The sequence below is a fragment of the Cycloclasticus sp. genome (assembly GCF_019090545.1).
Taxonomy (GTDB): domain Bacteria; phylum Pseudomonadota; class Gammaproteobacteria; order Methylococcales; family Cycloclasticaceae; genus Cycloclasticus; species Cycloclasticus pugetii.
Genome location: NZ_JAHRVT010000033.1, coordinates 55,970 through 75,606, shown reverse-complemented (window position 1 = coordinate 75,606; position 19,637 = coordinate 55,970). Strand labels below are relative to the sequence as shown.

Annotated in this window: 18 protein-coding genes; all 18 read left to right on the top strand. The window is 45.1% G+C overall.

Features of this window, described 5'->3' with window-relative positions; all coding sequences use genetic code 11:
• Positions 1–70: 70 nt before the first annotated feature.
• The 18 genes from KUG63_RS08030 (at position 71) to KUG63_RS07945 (ending at position 19,472) form a co-directional block, all read left to right on the top strand.
• Positions 71–709, top strand: coding sequence for a hypothetical protein (locus tag KUG63_RS08030; protein ID WP_087741059.1), 639 nt, complete (start codon positions 71–73; stop codon positions 707–709).
• Entirely contained in the window at positions 702–1,808 is a 1,107-nt protein-coding gene (locus KUG63_RS08025) for a helix-turn-helix domain-containing protein (RefSeq protein WP_031500457.1), read from the top strand. The genes KUG63_RS08030 and KUG63_RS08025 overlap by 8 nt, the downstream gene beginning before the upstream one ends.
• Positions 1,809–1,944: 136 nt before the next feature.
• Entirely contained in the window at positions 1,945–2,226 is a 282-nt protein-coding gene (traL, locus tag KUG63_RS08020) for a type IV conjugative transfer system protein TraL (RefSeq protein WP_000433891.1), read from the top strand.
• Positions 2,223–2,849: a TraE/TraK family type IV conjugative transfer system protein gene (locus KUG63_RS08015; RefSeq protein ID WP_000667170.1), complete on the top strand. Its 627-nt coding sequence runs from the start codon at positions 2,223–2,225 to the stop codon at positions 2,847–2,849. The genes traL and KUG63_RS08015 overlap by 4 nt, the downstream gene beginning before the upstream one ends.
• Positions 2,830–3,729 carry a type-F conjugative transfer system secretin TraK gene (locus tag KUG63_RS08010; RefSeq protein WP_413464113.1) on the top strand — a complete coding sequence of 300 codons (900 nt, stop codon included), beginning with the start codon at positions 2,830–2,832 and terminating at the stop codon, positions 3,727–3,729. Before KUG63_RS08015 ends, KUG63_RS08010 begins: the two co-directional genes overlap by 20 nt.
• A gap of 2 nt (positions 3,730–3,731) precedes the next feature.
• A complete protein-coding gene (locus KUG63_RS08005) occupies positions 3,732–5,021 on the top strand; it encodes a TraB/VirB10 family protein (protein WP_008305516.1) in 1,290 nt (429 codons plus the stop codon).
• A gap of 74 nt (positions 5,022–5,095) precedes the next feature.
• Positions 5,096–5,668 carry a type IV conjugative transfer system lipoprotein TraV gene (traV, locus tag KUG63_RS08000; RefSeq protein WP_156520091.1) on the top strand — a complete coding sequence of 191 codons (573 nt, stop codon included), beginning with the start codon at positions 5,096–5,098 and terminating at the stop codon, positions 5,666–5,668.
• The gene (gene traA / locus KUG63_RS07995) at positions 5,665–6,051 is read left to right on the top strand and encodes a TraA family conjugative transfer protein (protein ID WP_000180225.1); all 387 of its coding nucleotides are present in this window, start codon (positions 5,665–5,667) and stop codon (positions 6,049–6,051) included. Before traV ends, traA begins: the two co-directional genes overlap by 4 nt.
• Positions 6,052–6,270: 219 nt before the next feature.
• Positions 6,271–7,047: a type IV toxin-antitoxin system AbiEi family antitoxin gene (locus KUG63_RS07990; protein ID WP_170355935.1), complete on the top strand. Its 777-nt coding sequence runs from the start codon at positions 6,271–6,273 to the stop codon at positions 7,045–7,047.
• A gap of 7 nt (positions 7,048–7,054) precedes the next feature.
• Positions 7,055–7,993 (top strand): nucleotidyl transferase AbiEii/AbiGii toxin family protein, encoded by a 939-nt coding sequence (locus tag KUG63_RS07985; protein WP_287554697.1) that lies wholly within the window; start codon positions 7,055–7,057, stop codon positions 7,991–7,993.
• A 578-nt stretch (positions 7,994–8,571) separates the two neighbouring features.
• Positions 8,572–11,301 carry a DEAD/DEAH box helicase family protein gene (locus tag KUG63_RS07980; protein WP_287554695.1) on the top strand — a complete coding sequence of 910 codons (2,730 nt, stop codon included), beginning with the start codon at positions 8,572–8,574 and terminating at the stop codon, positions 11,299–11,301.
• Entirely contained in the window at positions 11,298–12,407 is a 1,110-nt protein-coding gene (locus tag KUG63_RS07975; protein ID WP_287554693.1) for a hypothetical protein, read from the top strand. Before KUG63_RS07980 ends, KUG63_RS07975 begins: the two co-directional genes overlap by 4 nt.
• Before the next feature lie 12 nt (positions 12,408–12,419).
• A complete protein-coding gene (locus KUG63_RS07970) occupies positions 12,420–13,952 on the top strand; it encodes a phospholipase D-like domain-containing protein (RefSeq protein ID WP_287554691.1) in 1,533 nt (510 codons plus the stop codon).
• A 2-nt stretch (positions 13,953–13,954) separates the two neighbouring features.
• On the top strand, positions 13,955–15,400 hold the full coding sequence (locus KUG63_RS07965; protein WP_071192417.1) for a sigma-54-dependent transcriptional regulator: 1,446 nt from the start codon (positions 13,955–13,957) through the stop codon (positions 15,398–15,400).
• 144 nt (positions 15,401–15,544) lie between these two features.
• A complete protein-coding gene (locus tag KUG63_RS07960; RefSeq protein ID WP_001228924.1) occupies positions 15,545–16,237 on the top strand; it encodes a DsbC family protein in 693 nt (230 codons plus the stop codon).
• The gene (traC, locus tag KUG63_RS07955; protein WP_287554690.1) at positions 16,237–18,636 is read left to right on the top strand and encodes a type IV secretion system protein TraC; all 2,400 of its coding nucleotides are present in this window, start codon (positions 16,237–16,239) and stop codon (positions 18,634–18,636) included. The genes KUG63_RS07960 and traC overlap by 1 nt, the downstream gene beginning before the upstream one ends.
• Positions 18,629–18,976, top strand: a complete 348-nt coding sequence (locus KUG63_RS07950) for a hypothetical protein (RefSeq protein ID WP_007105003.1) — start codon at positions 18,629–18,631, stop codon at positions 18,974–18,976. The genes traC and KUG63_RS07950 overlap by 8 nt, the downstream gene beginning before the upstream one ends.
• Positions 18,960–19,472, top strand: coding sequence for a S26 family signal peptidase (locus tag KUG63_RS07945; RefSeq protein WP_015066570.1), 513 nt, complete (start codon positions 18,960–18,962; stop codon positions 19,470–19,472). Before KUG63_RS07950 ends, KUG63_RS07945 begins: the two co-directional genes overlap by 17 nt.
• Positions 19,473–19,637 lie beyond the last annotated feature (165 nt).

Sequence of the window (19,637 nt, the reverse complement as noted above, 5' to 3'; positions counted from 1 at the left end):
TTACATTTTAGCCTCGGGTTAACAAGTTGGTGGTAGGTTGACAAATTTTAAAATTAGCATATTATTGTCCATGGTATCTAATCCTATTGCTTTACTACCTGAGGTAACAAATTTGAACACACCGATGACACTAAACCCTAATTTTAAAGAAAGTCAGCTGATTGAAGTTGCTCAACTTTTAGCAGATGTTCGAGCAGATGTTGTAGATTTACACAACAGAGATTTGGGTGACACCAATAAATCATTGGGCATAAGGTCCTACGAGTGTTGTTGTACACATTTAGTAAGGAAGTCACTTGAAGTTGATTGGCTTAAGATACTAACCCCGAAAGGGAGGTTTACGTTTAGTATCGCTGACGTTCCAGTTCGTTTCTGGAAAGGTCAGCCTGACAAACTCCCATCAGGGAAACTGATACGTTCCCACGAAGCTATGATGCAAATGGAGTTATTTTCAACACAAGATAGTCCGTCAGAGATCATTTGGTTTTTTGTTCTGAGCACTGATCAAACTAAATGTGTAGATCGCGCCTTTTTCGTTGGTTATAGCGATGTTGGTGAAATTGTAGTCAACTGGGAAGTACCAATGAATTCTAAGGTTACGTTAATAACAGATACTGATGAGAATGTTTCTCATGGTGTTGAACTTGAATCGGCTGTTTCTAAAATCAAAATTAAGAAAAAGTCGAAAAATGCAGTAAATCATGAATAACGAATTTTTTGGTGAAAAACTAAGGCTGGCGAGATTGATGGCCGGAATTACTCAACAAGAACTTGGTGAGTTAGTTGCGGTCAGTCGTCAGTTTATACATCAGCTTGAAGCAGGTGTTAAACCACCTGCTGAAGACCTGCTTTTGGCATTGGCTGAAGTATTAAAAGTGAAAAGTGATTTCTTTTTTAAGAAACCACAAAATGATGTTAAGTATGAGCAATGCCACTTTCGCAAGCGCAAAACAACACCGGTTGGACTTGCAAATCGAGTATTGGCTCTCGGCACCATTTTTGAACTATTAGTTGAGATTATTGAAGATCATCTTGAGTTGCCTGTTGCCAATTTTATTGATTTTGAAGAATCAGATCTGAGTGCGGAGGCTATCGAAAGAGCAGCGGAGCAATGTCGTATTAACTGGGGTCTGGGTTTGGATGCACCAGTTACAAACATGGTAAGAGTACTGGAGAATAATGGCGCTGTAATCACTTGCTTTGATGGTGTTTCAGATAAAGTTGATGCGTTATCAATGAATCGAAAAAGACCCATCATAGTAAGAAATAATGCGAAGGAAAGCTGCTGTAGAATGCGCTTTGATTTGGCGCATGAATGTGGCCATTTGGTTTTGCACCAAGGTGTAGAAACTGGGTGTGCTAAAACAGAGAGAGAAGCTGATGCTTTTGCAAGTGCGTTTCTTTTTCCACGTAAGGCTTTTCTGAAAGAGTTTCCTCAATGTGTGGGACCTGTTCGAATTAGGTGGGAGAAAATCTTTGCATTGAAACTTAGATGGCGTGTTAGTGCGAGAGCAATAATTTATCGAGCTAATTATCTTGGGTTAATTTCGTCGCAACAGTACAGAACCGCCAATGTTTATTTGAATAAATCTGGTCAATCGAAAACAGAAGACTTAGATGATCAAATACCAATGGAACAGCCAGAGCTTTTATCAGCTGCAATAGATCAGCTTAACGAGCATTTGGGTATTTCGATTTTTGATATTGCAAACGATTTAGGTGTTTCAGAGCAGATAGTTGCTCAGTTAACCAGTTACGATTTGACTAAGCAAATCAATAAGTCAAATGTCAGAAATATCAATTTCTAAGACAACCACCTCCCTAAAACAGATGAACTAGCGCTCGGTAGTTCAAAACCTTCAAGAATTCGATATCTACCTGACCACAGCCCTGAGTTATTTCGGGGCATTCTTCACTTCTCAATTCAAACAACGAGGAGTGACTATGGAACCTGTGAGTATTCCGTCCTATATCGATGACCCGCCGCACTTCCTGCTTTGGAGTGCCGATGAGATGGCTCCCATTCTGTTGGGGCTAGTGATCGGAATTTTTACCGGTAATGCCTTGGTTTTATGTCTGTTGGGGTTGGTGACAACCAAGCTCTATCGGCGTTTTCGTGATGGTCGCCCAGATGGTTTTATTCTTCACGCCATCTACTGGGCCGGACTGTTGCCAACCAAAGCCAAGACGATTCCTAACCCATTTATCAGGAGCTATCTGCCGTGAAGTTCGACGTGTTTTTAAAATCATGGCAAGGCACGCAATTAGAGAACCGATGGCAACGGTTTCTGATTGCAGTGCTGGTGCTATCTAACTTGCTGCTTGCGGTTGCGGCATTTTCTCGCAATACCGTAGTGGCCATTCAACCACCAACCTTGTCTGAAACGGCTGAAGTGTCACGAAACCAAGCCACTCAACCTTACCTGGAGTCCTGGGGGCTCTACCTGGCTGAGCTTATGGGCAACGTGACGCCGGGTAATGTGTCTTTCATCCGGGTTGCCATTGAGCCGCTACTTTCTCCAGCGGTGTACCAGCAAGTGGTCGATGCACTGGAGATTCAGGCAAGACAAATCCGGGAAGACCGAGTCACGCTCAAATTCCAACCCAGACAAGTGGAGTATGAGTATGAAACCGGCCATGTCTTTGTGACCGGTTATTCCTTGGTCTCTGGACCATCTGGAGATGAACAGCGCCAAACTCGCACCTATGAGTTTGACATCGATATTGAGCAATACCGTCCAAAACTCAGCTGGATGGATACGTATGAGGGGCAAGCTAGAACGAAGCGAGTTCGTGAAAAGTTGACCCAAGAGCAAAACCGGAGGGTGAATGATGCGAACCAAAATTAGTCGATGGATGACACCAAGCTTAATCGCAATGAGCTTGAGTGGCGTCCTGTTATCTCAAGCGTCGTATGCAGACGTGGAATTGCCGATTGTGCCAGCTAGTGTGATGAAGCAGTCCGCTACAGCAAATCCACCGATTCAAACCAATACGGTTTCAACGGATGTGCCAACAACGCTACTGATGACACCGGGGGTTAATGAACTGATCCCTGTAGCACTTGGTCATCTGAATCGAATTGTGACGCCGTTTGAATCGCCTCAGGTGAGAACAACCAGTGATGCTCAGACGCAAATCAAGGGGAATGTTGTATATGTGGCCACGGACAAAGAATCACCGGTTTCACTTTACATCACACCGCCTGGTCAGGAAGCGCCCGCATTATCTGTCACCTTAGTACCTCGTCGTATTCCACCGCGTGAAATTACCTTAGCTATTGATGGTCAGCAGTGGCCTATTAAGGGCGTCGTGAACCGAAAAGCCGCCACTTGGGAAACGGCTCAGCCATACGTCGATAGCTTACGTGATTTACTCAGACGCCTTGCACTAAATGAGTTACCACAAGGCTATGACATCCGTTTAGCTGGCCAAACTGACACAAGCCCGAAATGTTTTCAGCCTGGCTTAAAGTTTGGTTTTAAGCAGGGGCAAATTGTGACGGGACATTACTTCACCGTCTATGTAGGACTGGTTGAAAGCTTTGCCGATGAACCGATAGAAGCCAGTGAAATAGCTTGTCATGCACCAGATATAGTGGCAAGCGCCTACTGGCCTCGCAATATCTTGTTGCCGGGTGAAAAGACTGAGTTGTATGTGGTTGTTCGCAATCATCGTGAAGAAGCGGTGGAAAGTCAGCGACCTTCGCTTCTTGTGGGAGGTAAGTAACGATGAAAGCACAATGGGAACAAATGAGTCCGAACATGAAGCGGGGCCTATCGGTTGCCGGTATTGCTGGTGGTCTCATCCTTATGGTGATGGTGTTTTCACCTAATCCTGATGATGGCTCAAGCAGTCGGAACCGACAGGAAACAATCCGGCACATTCTTACGGATACCAATACTCGTGATGTTGGGGTCGATAGTTTGGCTGCGAACGTAAAACTACTCAGTGAGCGCAATGAACAGTTACGTCGTGAAGTTGAGCGCTTGCGTCGTGACGTCGATTCAGGACGGCTAAGCCCAGGTTCGCCTTCTATACCAAGTGAGGTCAATGCGGAGTTGGCTCGCCTTCGAGCGGAACTTGATGATGTTCGCGCTGGAGGTGATGCAGCAGTTGAAGGCACAAATAGCCGTTTCGAAGTGCCTTTATCTGCCATGGAATTGCCTAAAGAAGAAAAGCCACTGTCGTCTAACCCAGACGACTATTTTGCCAATGCGCCGCTGCCTGATCGGCTCTATCAGCAGCCAGCCAATGGTCAAGGTACACGAGCACGAGATGTTCCATTGCCGCCAATCACGATTCGTATGATTGAGCCTGAAGTGGTTGTCGAACCAGAGGTTGTTGTGCAAGAAGCGCCTCCTTTGTATCTACCGGCGGGCAGCATCATCTCGGGTACTTTGATCACGGGTTTGGATGCTCCTACTCACGAGTCCGCAAGACGCGAACCTTTTCCTGCATTGCTGAGGATTCAAAAGGAGGCCATTTTACCCAACCGATTTAGAGCGGATATTAAAGAGTGTTTCTTGATCGCCGCAGGTTACGGTGATTTGAGCTCTGAGCGTGCTTATTTGAGAGGCGAGACCATTTCATGTGTGAGAGAAGATGGTGGCGTCATTGAAACACGACTGGATTCTTATGCCGTAGGTGAAGATGGCAAAGCCGGTATTCGTGGCCGATTAGTGTCGAAACAAGGCCAACTGGTGGCTAAATCGATGATGGCCGGATTCCTTCAGGGCTTGGCAGGCGCATTTGATGTGAATCCTGTACCAACGATTCAGACGGGTAATGCCGGTGATACTCAGCTGTACCAGCAAGTCATGAGCCAAGAAGCATTACAAGGCGCTGCGATTAAAGGCACCGGTAAAGCATTGGATAGAGTGGCCAAGTTCTATTTGGACATGGCTGAAAATATGTTCCCAGTCATAGAAGTAGACGCTGCGAGGAAAATTGAAGTCATAGTCACTCGTGGTGCCTCGTTGTCGTTGGCTACTTCGCAAGGGGGAGGTGCAAGAAGATGAAAAAATCCTGCATGTTGCTAACCGATCGAAGTCCGTTTCAGACAATAAGATGTGTATCCAGAGGAGAGTTAACCATGACGACATCAATGCAGAACAACCCAAAGCACCAGTCAAAACAGTGGTCTAAAGCTGGATTACTTTTATTGGCAGTCGGCTCAACCTTATTGTCTGGCTGTAGTTCATTGGGTCTTGGGAGTAGTGAATATGGATGCCCAGGTATGCCTGACGGTGTGCGCTGTTTATCCGCGCGTGAAGTCTATGAGCTTACCAGTAATGGCGCTGCACCCAAGACGATTGATGCTGTGGCGACTCGAATGGGTGCTCCCTCGGGGTATTCACAATCTGATTTAGAAACAGGACTGTTGAGCCATCCAGCATTACCTGAGACGCAGCAATCTGCACCTATTCGCATTCCTTCAAGGGTAATGCGAATTTGGATTGCGCCTTGGGAGGATGACCGTGGAGATCTGAATTTATCCAGCTACGTGTTTACCGAAATTGAACCGCGCCGGTGGGATATTGGGGTGTCAGCACCTCGAACGGTTTCGCCAGTGCTACGTCCACTTCAGACTCAAAGCGATTCAGCCTCAGCGGGAGCTGATGGTAAGCGCGATAACTTGAGTATCTACGGAGAAACTAACGAATGACAAATGCAGTTCGCACCATTCAAACTCAGCGCCTAATGACCATTGGTGCGCTTGGTTTAATGGCGTTAATGATTTCGGAGCCCTCATTTGCGGGCACCGGTGGTGATGCTTTCACTGATGTGTGGGATACCCTAAAAGATTGGACCCAAGGTACTTTGGGACGGATCGTAGCGGGAGCCATGGTTCTGGTGGGTATTGTGGGCGGTATCGCTCGCCAAAGCTTGATGGCTTTTGCCTTGGGCATTGGTGGCGGTATGGGTCTCTACAATACGCCAACCGTCGTTGAAAGTGTTATGTCTGCAACTTTACCTGTTGTTGCCAGCACTCAAGAAGTCATTGGCACAACAGTTCCAGCAATCAGCGCCGTCTTACTGGGCACCTGAATGTGAGCCACAGTAGGCAGTTCACTTAAGGTAATCAAACTAGGTCTACACAACATCGGGTTATTGGTGATGTTGTGTAGACCTTTTCATTTCAACAACACCGCATTAGCGGGCTTGGTTTACAGTACGTGGTATATTAATACCTAAAGTGTTAAAATCACTGTCACAATAAACTATATGGTTTATACTGTTCGTGATATTTATACTTTGGGTGTTAAAATGTCATCTAAGATAAACTGGCTTGTTGCTCATACTTCTCCTGGTGCGCTAGTACTTCAGCAATGGCTGACTGAAAACGGTGTGAGCTATTCCTTGGCTCAAAAGTACGCGCAGAACGGTTGGCTAAAGAAGCTATGTTCTGGCGTGTATTATCGTCCAGATGCGCAGGGCGATATAAAGCCAACTTGGGTTGATGCCATTCAAGCATTAGATGTGCAATTGGGCGTTTCAGTTCATTTGGCTGGATTGAGCAGCTTAACTCACCAAGGACTGAGTCACTATTTACAGCTGAACAAAGAGCAAGTTTGGATTTGCGTTAAAAATAAGTCGTCCTTACCAAAATGGTTTCGTGAATTCCCTTATCAGAATTGGTTTTACTGTGGAAACCATAAGCTTGAAGTGAATCCCGAGAAAGATTTGAAAAGGATCACGGTTAAAGAGAAAGAACTCACTGTCAGCTGTGCAGAACTTGCTGCCTATGAAGTGGTAGACGCGATTGGGAAGCTGATTTCATTTGAGCATGTCGCAGAATTATTTCAGGGTTTAGTCAATCTTAGCCCTAGAAAAGTACAAGATATTCTTGAGCGAAGCAGCTCTGTTCAGGCAAACCGAATATTTCTATTTCTGGGTCGATACTACGATCACCAGTGGGTCAATCGCATAGATGAAACAAGAATTAAATTGGGTGCAGGAAAGCGGCAGGTTGTCGAAAAAGGACGTTTTGATGAGCGATATCAAATCACAGTGCCAGAGATATTAAGCGTCAAAAGAGGTTAACAACATAATGGATAAATATAGCCCATATTACAAACAGGTTTCCTTGCTCATAAGAATGCTTCCTGTGGTAGCAACAGAGACGGTTTTTGCACTTAAAGGTGGCACCGCCATTAATTTATTTGTGAGAGATTTTCCTCGGCTATCTGTAGATATTGATCTTGCTTATCTTCCACTTGAACCAAGAGATGAGGCTTTGATTAATGTCAGGGCTGCATTGCAGCGCATTACAGACAGAATCAATACTCAACCAGATATCAGAGCGGCATTTCAGGATAATAAAGCTGATGAACTGAGAATCGTTGTATCAAGTCCGGTTGCGACGATCAAAATTGAAGTGTCGCCCGTCGCCAGAGGTACATTGCATAGTGCAGAAATAATGCCAGTTCAAGAGTCTGTTGAAGACGAGTTTGGTTATGCTGAGATTCAGGTAGTCAGTCTTCCCGATCTGTATGGTGGGAAATTGTGTGCTGCAATGGATCGCCAACATCCTCGCGACTTATTTGATGTGCGTATGTTACTTGGCAGTGAAGGGATTTCGAGAGAGATTTTGGTGGGTTTTTTAACCTATACATTAAGTCACCCTCGGCCTATTAATGAAGTCATGTCGCCAAACTGGCAGCCTCTGAATGAGAAATTTCAGGCAGAATTTGACGGAATGACTTTTGAAAAAGTTGAATGCGAAGACTTAGCCTCTGTTAGGCCCATGATGTTAATTGAACTGCAAAAACATTTCACAGTAAGGGATCATGCTTTCCTTATGTCATTCAAAAGAGGGCAACCTGACTGGGCATTGTTTGACTATCCTAATGCAGCAGACTTGCCAGCGATTCGTTGGAAGTTGCAGAACATTAACAAATTGGCAAAGAATCAAGCAAAACATCAAGAGCAATTAGATAAATTGAAGCAAGTGCTTGATGATTGGCTTGTTAACGCAAACGCCGAGTAATTCGTTTATAACAAACCTCAACGAGCTATAAGCCCCCTAGATAGATTGCGATTTCTTCAATCTATCTAACCGAGTCCACATAGGTGTAAAAAAACGGGCTCAGCTAAACCGGTTGGCTAGCAACGGCGCTTCTGTCATCGCTTGTAGGCGATAAAAGTGTTATGTCTGCAACCTTACCTATCGTTGCCAGCACTCAAGAAGTCATTGGCACAACCGTTCCAGCAATCAGCGCGGTTTTACTGGGCTCCTTATAACAACAAAAACGCCCAAGCGGCCAGATATCTGACGGCTTGGGCGTCATCCTACCCCGTACCCGTTTATCATGACGGCGTTTCAATTAGAAGTAGCCAAAGTAAAGTTGTTTGGGTTCTTTTCATTGTCTTGGCTTCATGAGAGTTATGTGATGTACAAAATGGTGCTTATGGGTTATAAATTTACCCAAAGGGTGTGAAAAATACCTTCCTATAAAAACCTTTATTTGTTCGGTGGTGCGCAATTAATAAGGCCTTTGAATCGAAGGTTGTTGGCACGATGCTTGATATTTAGGATGAACAACTTATTCGATCAAAGGACGAAACATGGCGTTATTAAGATACGCAAACTTAGGAATTCACAGGCCAGACATCCTGCTTAGTAAAGCAGTGAGTGGTCTTGGTGACTTTTATAAGTATTTAGACACCACTCGAAAATACCTGGAAAGTACGAAGGCTGTTAAAGCGATAGCTTGGGAAAAGCTGGACGATGCTCAAAGTGGAGTATGGATACAATTAGTTGAGCCTGCCGATAACTGCGGTGATTTCGAAAAGAACTTAAAGCTCTTTTTAGATGAAAGTACCGACACGGTATACGAAGCAAGCCCCGCTAGATGGAAAGCCGTGGGTAGTGCCGCTAGAGAATGCCCAAATTGTAGAAGTCACGGTAAACCTAAAATGGCTTATGCAACTGAGGAGCACGCGGACGAAATTGCGAGTGAATTAGGCAATGGGCTGTCGTCGTATGAGTGTCCAGACGGTTATGGTTGGCATTTGACTGGGAAATCACAAAGCAATGTTGGATTCAATAAATCCAACGCAATTTCAGTCCTGGATAGAAATGTAGAGAATGACAGCTTGTTATTGGATCGTTTACCTGACCACGACTATTTGGTTATTCGTCCAAACACATACCAGTTAAAGTGTCAGATTAATTCATTACAAAGCTTACAAGACACCCCTTCTATTCACCATCTTCCGCTATTGAGGCTGTTTGAAGGTAAGGATCATGCTAAGTGGCCGAATGTTCCTTATGATGAGCACTTATTTAACGATGACTACTACGTTCTTACCGATGGAGCAAGAGAGGGAACATCTCAGCAGCGTGAGTTTGTAAATATTGCACTCAATACACCAGACTTTGCCTTCCTTGAAGGCCCCCCAGGATCTGGCAAAACTACAGCCATTTGCGAACTGATTCTTCAATTAATAAAGCGAGGTAAGCGGATCTTACTTTGTGCATCAACACACGTTGCTGTTGACAATGTTCTTGAACGAATGATGTCTGAAGAAAATATTTATCGCGACATGGTGTTACCTGTACGGATTGGAGATAAATCAAGCGTTTCTCAAAAGGCAAAGCCATGGCAATTGGAAGAGTTTGTTAAAACTGAACGCACAAGATTGCTAAAACATCTTCAGCAACAACCGCACATTTCAGTTAGTCAGAAGTTACTTAAAAGTAAGGTCGGTGAAGGTAAACATATTGTTGAGCGTCTTGTTCTTGAAGCGGCGAATTTAGTTTGCGGGACAACTATTGGTTTGCTTCAGCATCCTGATATCAAAAATAAACAATCAACATCGCCAATCTTCGATGTGATGATTATTGATGAAGCATCAAAAACAACTTTTCAAGAGTTTTTGGTGCCAGCGGTACTTGCCAAGCGTTGGATCATGGTGGGAGACCCAAAACAGCTTTCACCTTATGTTGATGATGAAGCTACCGAAGTAAATTTGCAGCCATGTTTACAGGATAGTTATCAGCGAGAAGCATGCGCAGATATTTTCTCTGCTCGACAAATCAATATTCAGAAACGAGAAGTATCCTTGGTTTGCACTGACGATGAAAAGAAAATTGAATTTTATCATCAGCAAGCAAAGTCCAAAAATGTATTGGTTGCATCATCTAAAGGTCCGAAGACAGATCTCCCTTACGCATCAGTAGTCCTTGGTTCGTCAGCGTTCATCGCTCAGAATGCTAATCACCTACCCCTGGATTTGACGACCATAAGGGGGCTGCCTGCGTTACCGGAAAAGTTAGAAATGCGACTTGCAGCGCATTCGAGATTAACTCGTACAAAAATCAAGACCGAGTCCGATAGCTGGGAATCCCAGTTAGCGTGGCGACTGGCTCGTATGTACGAACAGCGCCTAAATACAGAATCTAACGGAAGTTCTAAAACTGTTAATAAGTTAGAGGAAGATATCAAAGCGCTACTACCATTTGACTCAGAAAAAGATACGTTCACTGCAATAGACAGGGTACGTAGGATCGCACTGCCTTCTATCCTTGAATCACTACAAGTTGGATTTGAACGAACAGAGTATCAGAAACAAGGCACCGCTCTGTCTGATGGACTTCCAGCCAGTGTTTTGGAACAACGACAAATACGGCTTAGTTACCAGCACAGAATGCATCCAGACATTGCCGAGTTTTCCCGAGTACATATATACCATGAAAAAGCACTGCAAAGTCCTGATGGCCAAGCTGAAAAGCGGGACTGGGGATACCGAAGCGGCTCACATCGTTGTATATGGCACGATGTTAAAGGTCGAAAAGGCAAAGAAGGTGAAATCACCGCTGAAGTAGAAGAAATATTAAAAGAATTAAGTCGCTTTGATTCTTGGGCAAAATCAAACCCAAATGTTGAGAAAAACCAACAAAAGCCTTGGGAAGTTGCTGTTTTGGCATTCTATCGGGCTCAAGAGCGAGCTATACGTCGAGCTTTACGAAAGTGGACGGGAAATCATCACGGAGTAAGGCATTTCTATCGAGGTGAAAAATCCTCACCGTATATTGATATTCAGATATGTACCGTAGACCGTTTTCAGGGGCATGAGGCTGATTTTGTCATGCTTAGTTTCGCAAATAACCATCCCACGAGTTTTCTTGAAAGCCCAAATCGCTTGAATGTGGCAATTACGAGGGCCAAGCATCAGCTCATTGTGTACGGAAACCGCCCTGCAATGCAAAAGGCATCGGGTGTGTTAGGTACTTTTGCCAGCAATTCTTACTGGTCTACAACAATCGAGACTGAATCACAGGAGGCACTATGAACCAGGACATCATACTAAAACGAGAAATTAAAACTGAAAGTTGGCTCATACAGGGTGAAATCGCGCTGGCAGATAGCCGTCCAGAAATTAACTGCGTGCTGCAATTCCTTCAAGATTATCCGAATGCGAGTTCTGCTGAGTGCTCCGAGCATTTATTTGGGGACAAAATCGGACGTCGTGTCGTTGCTGATAGGTTACTAAACATATGTCGATTATATGGGCTTGCTGAGTCTAATCGAGACCAATACAGGCTCACTGAATCAGGACTGATTGCTCTTGAGAAAGATCAAATCCTAGTGCCAGAAGATGGGTGTTGGAGCCTTTGCGTTTGTCATGAGCCTTTATTGCCTCATCCACTTCTTACTATTGATGCGCACACAGAGCCTAGTGCAGCGTCGATCGGACTTGGAAAAAACAGAAATGAGCTAAATGAAAGAGCAAAGCGACTCGTTGAGGTTCCTCAACTAGTCAAAGACGTTCGTGGCCTGAAGGTTGAACCAATAGGTGGAGGTTCGGAAGTACGCGTTGACAAAATTGAACTCAAAGGTGAGCGCATCTCACCGCAAGGAAAACCGTATTACATCGAGTGGAATGTGACTGAAGGCAATGTCGATGTGAAGCGCGGAAAGGATCTTATATTTTCACGTCGGGTTGAACCAATCAGTCGTCAGCAAGTTTTGAAAGTACTTCTGCATAGTGAGGGCTTGCTTGAACAATGGGATGAGCAAACTGAAATCTTGTCAGTGGTTTTCGAAAATACTACTGAATCTGAGCGAATCAATATGAAGCGCTCGGTAAGCGTAAAAAGACCATCTGTTCACAAGTTGGGCTCGTTTGATGCGATGAAGTTACACAATATTTCTATATCAGCATTGACTGAATTGGATGCTAAAAAGTGGGCTGAATGGAGATTAGAGAAAAATATCAATATGTATGCCACTAATAGCAAGTACCAAGTTTGGAGAGAAAAAGCACTCGAACCTTTTAAAAGTTGGAATTTCACACTACCTGATAGGGCTGAGTTGGCAAATCAGTTTTGGACTGAAGAAGACCAGCAAAATCAGCATACCTGGCATGTCATTGCAGCCCATGATTGGAACCTATAAGGAATAATAGTGATGAATTTAATTGAAAAGTTTACTAAGACTGAAACTAAGATTGTTGATCAATCAAATACCAAGTTGCCCCCTGTGCTTTTGCCTGTTTTACCTAAACAGGTATCTGATCCGCAACCTATTAATAGCTCTTTGTTCTGCAATGAGCTGCAATCAAGAGTTGTCGAATTAATCGATAATGCTGAGCACTCGGTTATTCTTAGTACGTTTTTACTTGCTGATGAGAATGTCGAATCTGCTGTCCTAAAAGCTGCAAAGCGCAAAGTTCGTGTGTACATACTATTGGCATGTGAGACTCGTCTTGATGGCGATGTGCCTGACGATGACTTTGGTAAGAAGTGTCTTGTGCAGCATAAGGAAATGTTAAACAAATTGTCTGGACATGTTCACTTTGCATCTGCGCCGCATTTCCACGCAAAAGCCGTTGTTATAGACGCATTACATGACACTGGTAATGCTAAAGGGTTGCTTTTAACGGCAAACCTTACAGAAGAAGCACTTTTACGAAATGAAGAGTTGGGGGTCGCGCTTTCACGCCATCAAATAGCTGAGATCGTGAATGTGTTCCGTTGGGCAATCTTCGAGAGTGCGCAGCACCATATGACAAGCCGTGGTGAATTCTCAGCATATAAGTCTCCAGGCAATGTCAGATACCCAAGGGAATTAACTGAAATACTGGTCACATCGAGTGAAGACGCTCGAATTAGGAAACACGCATTAGCGTTGATCAATCAAGCGGAAAATGAACTCATCATATCAAGTTTTGGATGGCAAGAGGACCATCAGCTTGTAAAAGCAATATGTGAACGTGCGAAGTCGGGGCTAAAAGTCACCATTCTATCTCGCCAAAGACCCGCAGCCATGCCAGCGTTGTTGGCTATGAAACAGGCTGGTGCATCGGTGATGTGTTTTAAATGGCTACACGCCAAAGCGATTGTAGTAGATGGAATGCATGGCATGGTGATGTCGGCCAATTTTCAAGCGCATGGTATGGATCAAGGCTTTGAGTTAGGCGTAAAACTCACCGGTATTCAGGTAAAAGAGCTGATGAACTGCTTAGATATGTTTTTAACTAATAGCCACAATGAATTGAGCATCGACATGAGTCTAGGGATGATTTCTGGTGGTTTTGAAGCTTGGGAAAATAATACATTCAAGAGGTACTCAGTCAGCGAAGTAGACATTGTTGAGTTATCACCTATAAAAGCAGATTGTTTGTCTGATATGGATAAGCACCCAAAAATACCCAATGCAAACTGGCGGGAAAAAACATCGCACAAGATTGAGTATAAATGGCGTATAGAGCCGCCAGTTATCACTAACGCCAGTCCAGAGTATTTCAAACCTTTAACGGCTAAGGATGAAACTTCTAAGAAGCAGGATTCAGGATCGCCTAGAGAGAGTTATGAGCCAAAGGTTGTTCGACTGACAAAAAAACAGTTAGCTATTACAGTTCGTCAAGAATACGAACTTGCCATGGCAAAAAGGCTGAAGCAAAGTGAATTGCCAAACGCCCGAATTGTATTGGAGGCGTAATTTTGGATAACAAAAACACACTGCTTTGTTGGCACTCAAAAAGAGCTGGGGTTGAGGTATTAGACGAAGCGTTAAAGCGGCTTAAGAATCGTAAAGTTTATGTTGGCAAAGTAATTGTTCTTACTCAGTCAGCTGGGGATAACAGTCTGTACAAAGAGCATGAATTTGGCGATATACAGATTACCTTTCGAACTGTAGCTATCGAGAACCCAGCTGATCATAACGAAATTTATCACGCAATAGAGTCTGAGATTATTCCAGAGCTAAAGCTTGAACAGAATCTTCATATCAATGTATCGCCGGGAACTCCGGCGATGCATGCGGTTTGGTTGATTCTTCATGCTCGGGGGCATTTTCCACGCGAAACAATCCTCTGGTCATCACAATATAACCCCGATACCAAAAGAACCAGCATTGCCAAAGTTGATTTCAGTGTAAATACGTATTTGGCAGAGATCTCTGCTATTTCAAGTTCAGAGGGCGGTTACGCCCTTTACGATTTAGACCCTAAATCAAAAGCAAGGCAGGATGCATTACAAACGTTAAAGCAGTTCTCTTGTGTTCCCAAAGCTCCGTTACTTGTACTGGGTGAACGTGGTACAGGGAAAACGAGGCTAATTGAAACCGTTGTCGGTAAGGTAAAGCAAAAGCAGGTTGTTACGCTTGCATGTGGAGGACTAGATTCTCAAGTGGTTGATAGTATGTTGTTTGGCCACGTAAAAGGTGCCTTCACTGGGGCGGAAAAGGATCGCAATGGACTTTTGAAAGAAGCAAATGGAAAAGTTTTGTTTTTGGATGAGATTCAAGATTTACCAACTTCGGTTCAGCGAAAGCTGGTTCGAGTGCTTCAAGATAACCATCACAGTTTTCGCCCTGTTGGAAGTGACACTGAGGAAGCATCTGACTTCGAGCTAGTTTGTGCGAGTAATAAATCACTTGAGCAATTGGCAACGATACTCGATGCTGATTTCTTTGATCGTGTATCCATGCTCACAATAACAATACCTCCACTTCGTGCATGCAGAGAAGATATTCTGTCGGATTGGCAAAGAATCTGGCAGGAAGTTAATGTTAACCCCAATCTGCCTGCGGAAGCTCCGGTGTCAAGTGAATTAATCCAGTTTTTTAACTCGGCATATTTACCAGGTAACTTACGTGACCTAAAAAAGCTGGCATACATGTCTTGTGCTTTTTTGAGCTCCCAAACTACAGAGTCGGCAATCTCTAGCTCATTAGCTGCGTTGGGCGAGCCTGTTATCCAGGAGGATAGTCCTGACACAAGGTTTGCATTTGGTGATTTATCCAAGACAACTAAGGATGAGTTAATGAAAGCGTTTCATAAGGAATTTGCAACAGCTGCCAAAAAGCAATTTGGTACATGGGTTAAAGCCGCAGAAGCATTGAAGGTAGATCAAAAAACTTTGCAAAAGTATATGAGAGACAATTGAGTTATTTTAGTGTGTGATTGTTTTCATTAAGATTTGGTGTTGGTGCTGCTTAGCAAGACGACAAATTCTTCAATCTATCTAACCGAGTCCACATAGGACAACTGCATAGACTGGAGCCTCGATATACATTAACGAGGACTCCTCATGCGAAAACTATCTCCAATCATTCTGGCGCTTGCGCTGTCTCCTTTGGTTCAAGCTGAACCTGTGTCTGAAGTGTCGCCCGTTGGCAAAATTGACGGCATGGTTTCTTTACCTGTCACGGGTATGAAAGCGGTCGAAAGCAATGGCCGTATTGTTTTCATGTCAGACAGTGGCCGGTTCGTCATTGATGGCACGCTCTATGATGCCTGGTCCAAAAAGCCGCTTACCAGCCTTGAAGAAATTCGTGAAGCGGGGAACACGCTGGACTTAAGTCGTCTTGGCTTAAAAATGGATGATTTGAACCCACTGACGCTGGGCGAAGGCAAAAAGAAAGTGGTGGTCTTTGTTGACCCACGATGCCCGCACTGCCATGAGCTTTTGAAACAAGCTTTACCGTTAACCAAAGAATACACCTTCCAAATACTCCCTGTGCCAGTGCTTGGTCCTGATTCAGAGCGTCAGGTTCGCCAGCTTGGCTGTGCGCGTGACAAAAAAGCGGCCACAGATGCATTGCTGAATGGCCGGATTGGTAACCTAGAACAGGATGATGCCTGCAACTTGGAGCCAATGCAGCGTACTTTGGTGACGGCTCAAATTCTGGGCATTCAAGGTGTACCTTTCATCGTCGCCAATGATGGTCGCATCAGCCGAGGCCGTCCTTATGATCTTTCTGCTTGGTTGGAGGGGCGTTAATGAAAGCCTCTCTGTATTCAGGGCAACGCGCTTCAGAGCTGTTGCCAGTATTGGCCTATTCAGACGATGAGCAACTGTTTTTCATGGAAGACCAGAGTGTTGGCTTTGGTTTTCTATGTGACCCATTGCCTGGTGGTGATGAGTCTGTTGCAGACAGGGTTAATGTTCTACTTAACAACGACTGGCCAAAAGACACTTTGCTGCAATTTGGCCTATACGCATCCCCTGATATTCAAACCGACCTTCAGCGCATGATGGGCTTACGGCATCGTCAATCCGATCCATTGCTTAGGGCGTCGATACGCAAACGTGCGGATTTCCTCGATGGGGGCACGGTTCAACCGATAGAAGAATCGACCCAGACTCAGGTGCGCAACTTTCAACTGATCGTCACCTGCAAATTGCCTTTGGAAAGTCCTATGCCGACTGAACGTGAATTGAGTCGAGCATCCGCGCTGCGGGCTTCTTTCTCGCAAGCGCTGTCAACGGTTGGTTTTCGCGTCACTGAGATGACTGACCGAAATTGGCTCGCGGCATTAAGTGCTCAGCTTAACTGGGGAAAAGATGCTTCTTGGCGCAATCCATCACCAATCCGCAGTGAGGCAGATAAACCACTTCGAGAGCAAGTGTTGGATTATGACCGAGCTATCAAGGTGGATAGCCAAGGGCTGATGCTGGGTGATTACCGAGTTAAAACCTTATCATTTAAGCGCTTGCCTGAGCGGATCTGGTTTGGTCATGCCGCAAGTTTTGCGGGCGATATGATGACGGGTAGTCGCGGTTTACGCGGAAGCTTTTTGCTGAATGTCACCATTCACTTTCCCTCAGCCGAGGCGATGCGATCTCGTCTAGAGACGAAGCGTCAATGGGCGGTCAATCAGGCCTATGGCCCGATGCTCAAGTTTGTGCCGGTGCTTGCAGCCAAGAAAAAGGGATTTGATGTTCTTTTTGAAGCCTTGCAAGAAGGTGATCGTCCTATTCGGGCAAATATGACCTTAACGCTGTTTTCACCAACGGAAGAAGCGTCCATCAGTTCTGTTTCAAATGCTCGAACCTATTTCAAAGAACTCGGATTTGAACTGATGGAAGACAAGTACTTCTGTTTGCCCATATTCCTGAATGCTTTGCCATTTGGTGCTGATCGCCAGGCGATGAACGACTTGTTTCGATTCAAGACCATGGCGACACGGCATGTGATCCCGCTATTGCCTTTGTTTGCAGATTGGAAAGGCACGGGCACGCCGGTGATTAACTTTGTTTCCCGCAATGGCCAGATCATGAGTGTGTCCCTTTATGACTCGGGCAGTAATTACAACTGTTGCATCGCGGCGCAATCAGGGTCGGGCAAGTCTTTCCTGGTGAACGAAATCATCTCTTCCTACTTATCTGAAGGCGGGCAATGCTGGGTGATTGATGTTGGCCGCTCTTATGAAAAGCTGTGTGAAGTCTATGACGGAGAGTTCTTACAGTTCGGGCGGGACAGTGGCATTTGCTTAAATCCGTTTGAAATCGTTGAGGACTATGACGAAGAAGCGGATGTACTGGTTGGGTTATTGGCCGCAATGGCCGCACCTACGCAGTCATTAACCGATTTTCAGATGGCCAATCTAAAGCGTCAGACACGTGAACTGTGGGAGAAAAAAGGTCGTGCCATGTTAGTTGATGATGTGGCAGAGGCTTTAAAAAATCATGAAGACCGTCGTGTGCAAGACGTGGGTGAGCAGCTCTATCCGTTTACGACAAAGGGCGAATATGGCCGCTTCTTTAATGGCCACAACAATATTCGCTTCAAAAACCGTTTCACCGTTTTGGAGTTAGAAGAACTCAAGGGGCGTAAGCATCTACAACAAGTGGTGTTGCTTCAGCTTATCTACCAAATCCAACAAGAGATGTACTTAGGTGAGCGGGATCGACGCAAGATTGTGTTCATTGACGAAGCTTGGGATCTGCTGACTCAAGGTGATGTCGGTAAGTTCATCGAGACGGGTTACCGTCGATTTCGAAAATATGGCGGCAGTGCTGTAACGGTAACGCAGTCGGTCAACGATTTGTATGACAGCCCAACAGGTAAAGCCATCGCTGAAAACTCGGCCAATATGTACCTGCTTGGCCAAAAAGCTGAAACCATCAACGCACTCAAAAAAGAAGGTCGCTTGCCACTAGGTGAAGGCGGCTACGAATACCTGAAAACCGTTCATACCGTCACGGGTGTCTATTCCGAAATTTTCTTTATTACCGAAATGGGCACCGGGATTGGCCGCCTTATCGTCGATCCGTTTCACAAGCTGTTGTACTCGTCCCGTGCAGAAGATGTAAACGCGATTAAGCAGTTAACGCGCAAAGGCCTTTCTGTTGCTGATGCCATCTCTCAGTTGTTGAAGGAGCGAGGCTATGAATAAGTCCACGCTTTGGCCATTTATGGCCTCTATTACTTTGTCTATTGCTGGTAGCGGTTTAATGACCAGCTGGCTCTTAATGAAAACACTCGAACCCATCCACAGCCAGTTGGCGTTAAGTACGCCCATTGCAGTCGTGGATTTTGGGGATGCGGTGTTGTCACTGGGTCCTAATGCCAGCGAACAAGACATCGAATCCAGGTTGCTTCAGACCAATCAGCAAATTGAAAAGTTAAAAGCAGCCGGTTTTATCGTGCTGGATGCCCAAGCGGTGGTTGGCGCTGATGATTCTGTTTTCGTGCCAGTAGGCTCAAAGGAGGTGTCTCATGCAGATACTCCGTAAAAGAATGCCTTGGCGGCCATATCTCATTCGGTTGACCGTTCTTGCGTTAATCATGGCCTTGGTAGGCACCTACGCCATGATGCGCTACCGAATAGGTATTGATACCCAGCAAGAGCGCTGTCTGCCTGATACCACGGTGTATCTGATTGACTTATGGAATAAAGAGCCCGTTAAGGATGGTTTGTATGCCTTCCATTCAAAAGGACTCGCTCCGTTATATAACGACGGTACTCGGATGCTGAAACGCCTAACAGGGATGCCAGGGGATGAAGTCAAGGTGACGCCTGAGCATGTGCTGGTGAACGGTGCTGAAGTCTCTACCGGCATGGCATTAGCCCAGCGTCTTGGTGTGGCTGAAACAGAATTTAGCCGCTCATTGACGCTGCAAGAAAACGAGTATTGGTTTTCTGGTGAGGCCGCAACGAGTTTCGACTCCCGTTATTGGAATGCCGTTAAGCGCGAGCAGATTGTCGGTCGCGCTTGGCCGCTTTGGTAGGAGGTGGATGATGAGAAGACTATGCCTCTTATTTTTGTTGGTTGCTCCATTGGCTTGGGTGCAAGTGTCCTGGGCACAAGAGCCTTATCCGTTGTCTGACGAGGACAAAAAGATCGTCGAAATGAGCCGCAGCATTTTACAAAGTGCTGTGGATGGTTCATCTGA

What these genes read in the sequence shown, in the direction of transcription:
- KUG63_RS07985 (WP_287554697.1), top strand. Translation starts at nt 7,055, where the DNA reads ATGGATAAATATAGCCCATATTACAAACAGGTTTCCTTGCTCATAAGA.
- traL (WP_000433891.1), top strand. Translation starts at nt 1,945, where the DNA reads ATGGAACCTGTGAGTATTCCGTCCTATATCGATGACCCGCCGCACTTC.
- KUG63_RS07970 (WP_287554691.1), top strand. Translation starts at nt 12,420, where the DNA reads ATGAATTTAATTGAAAAGTTTACTAAGACTGAAACTAAGATTGTTGAT.
- traA (WP_000180225.1), top strand. Translation starts at nt 5,665, where the DNA reads ATGACAAATGCAGTTCGCACCATTCAAACTCAGCGCCTAATGACCATT.
- KUG63_RS07960 (WP_001228924.1), top strand. Translation starts at nt 15,545, where the DNA reads ATGCGAAAACTATCTCCAATCATTCTGGCGCTTGCGCTGTCTCCTTTG.
- KUG63_RS08010 (WP_413464113.1), top strand. Translation starts at nt 2,830, where the DNA reads ATGATGCGAACCAAAATTAGTCGATGGATGACACCAAGCTTAATCGCA.
- KUG63_RS07980 (WP_287554695.1), top strand. Translation starts at nt 8,572, where the DNA reads ATGGCGTTATTAAGATACGCAAACTTAGGAATTCACAGGCCAGACATC.
- KUG63_RS07975 (WP_287554693.1), top strand. Translation starts at nt 11,298, where the DNA reads ATGAACCAGGACATCATACTAAAACGAGAAATTAAAACTGAAAGTTGG.
- KUG63_RS07950 (WP_007105003.1), top strand. Translation starts at nt 18,629, where the DNA reads ATGAATAAGTCCACGCTTTGGCCATTTATGGCCTCTATTACTTTGTCT.
- KUG63_RS08025 (WP_031500457.1), top strand. Translation starts at nt 702, where the DNA reads ATGAATAACGAATTTTTTGGTGAAAAACTAAGGCTGGCGAGATTGATG.
- KUG63_RS07990 (WP_170355935.1), top strand. Translation starts at nt 6,271, where the DNA reads ATGTCATCTAAGATAAACTGGCTTGTTGCTCATACTTCTCCTGGTGCG.
- KUG63_RS08005 (WP_008305516.1), top strand. Translation starts at nt 3,732, where the DNA reads ATGAAAGCACAATGGGAACAAATGAGTCCGAACATGAAGCGGGGCCTA.
- traV (WP_156520091.1), top strand. Translation starts at nt 5,096, where the DNA reads ATGACGACATCAATGCAGAACAACCCAAAGCACCAGTCAAAACAGTGG.
- KUG63_RS08030 (WP_087741059.1), top strand. Translation starts at nt 71, where the DNA reads ATGGTATCTAATCCTATTGCTTTACTACCTGAGGTAACAAATTTGAAC.
- traC (WP_287554690.1), top strand. Translation starts at nt 16,237, where the DNA reads ATGAAAGCCTCTCTGTATTCAGGGCAACGCGCTTCAGAGCTGTTGCCA.
- KUG63_RS07945 (WP_015066570.1), top strand. Translation starts at nt 18,960, where the DNA reads ATGCAGATACTCCGTAAAAGAATGCCTTGGCGGCCATATCTCATTCGG.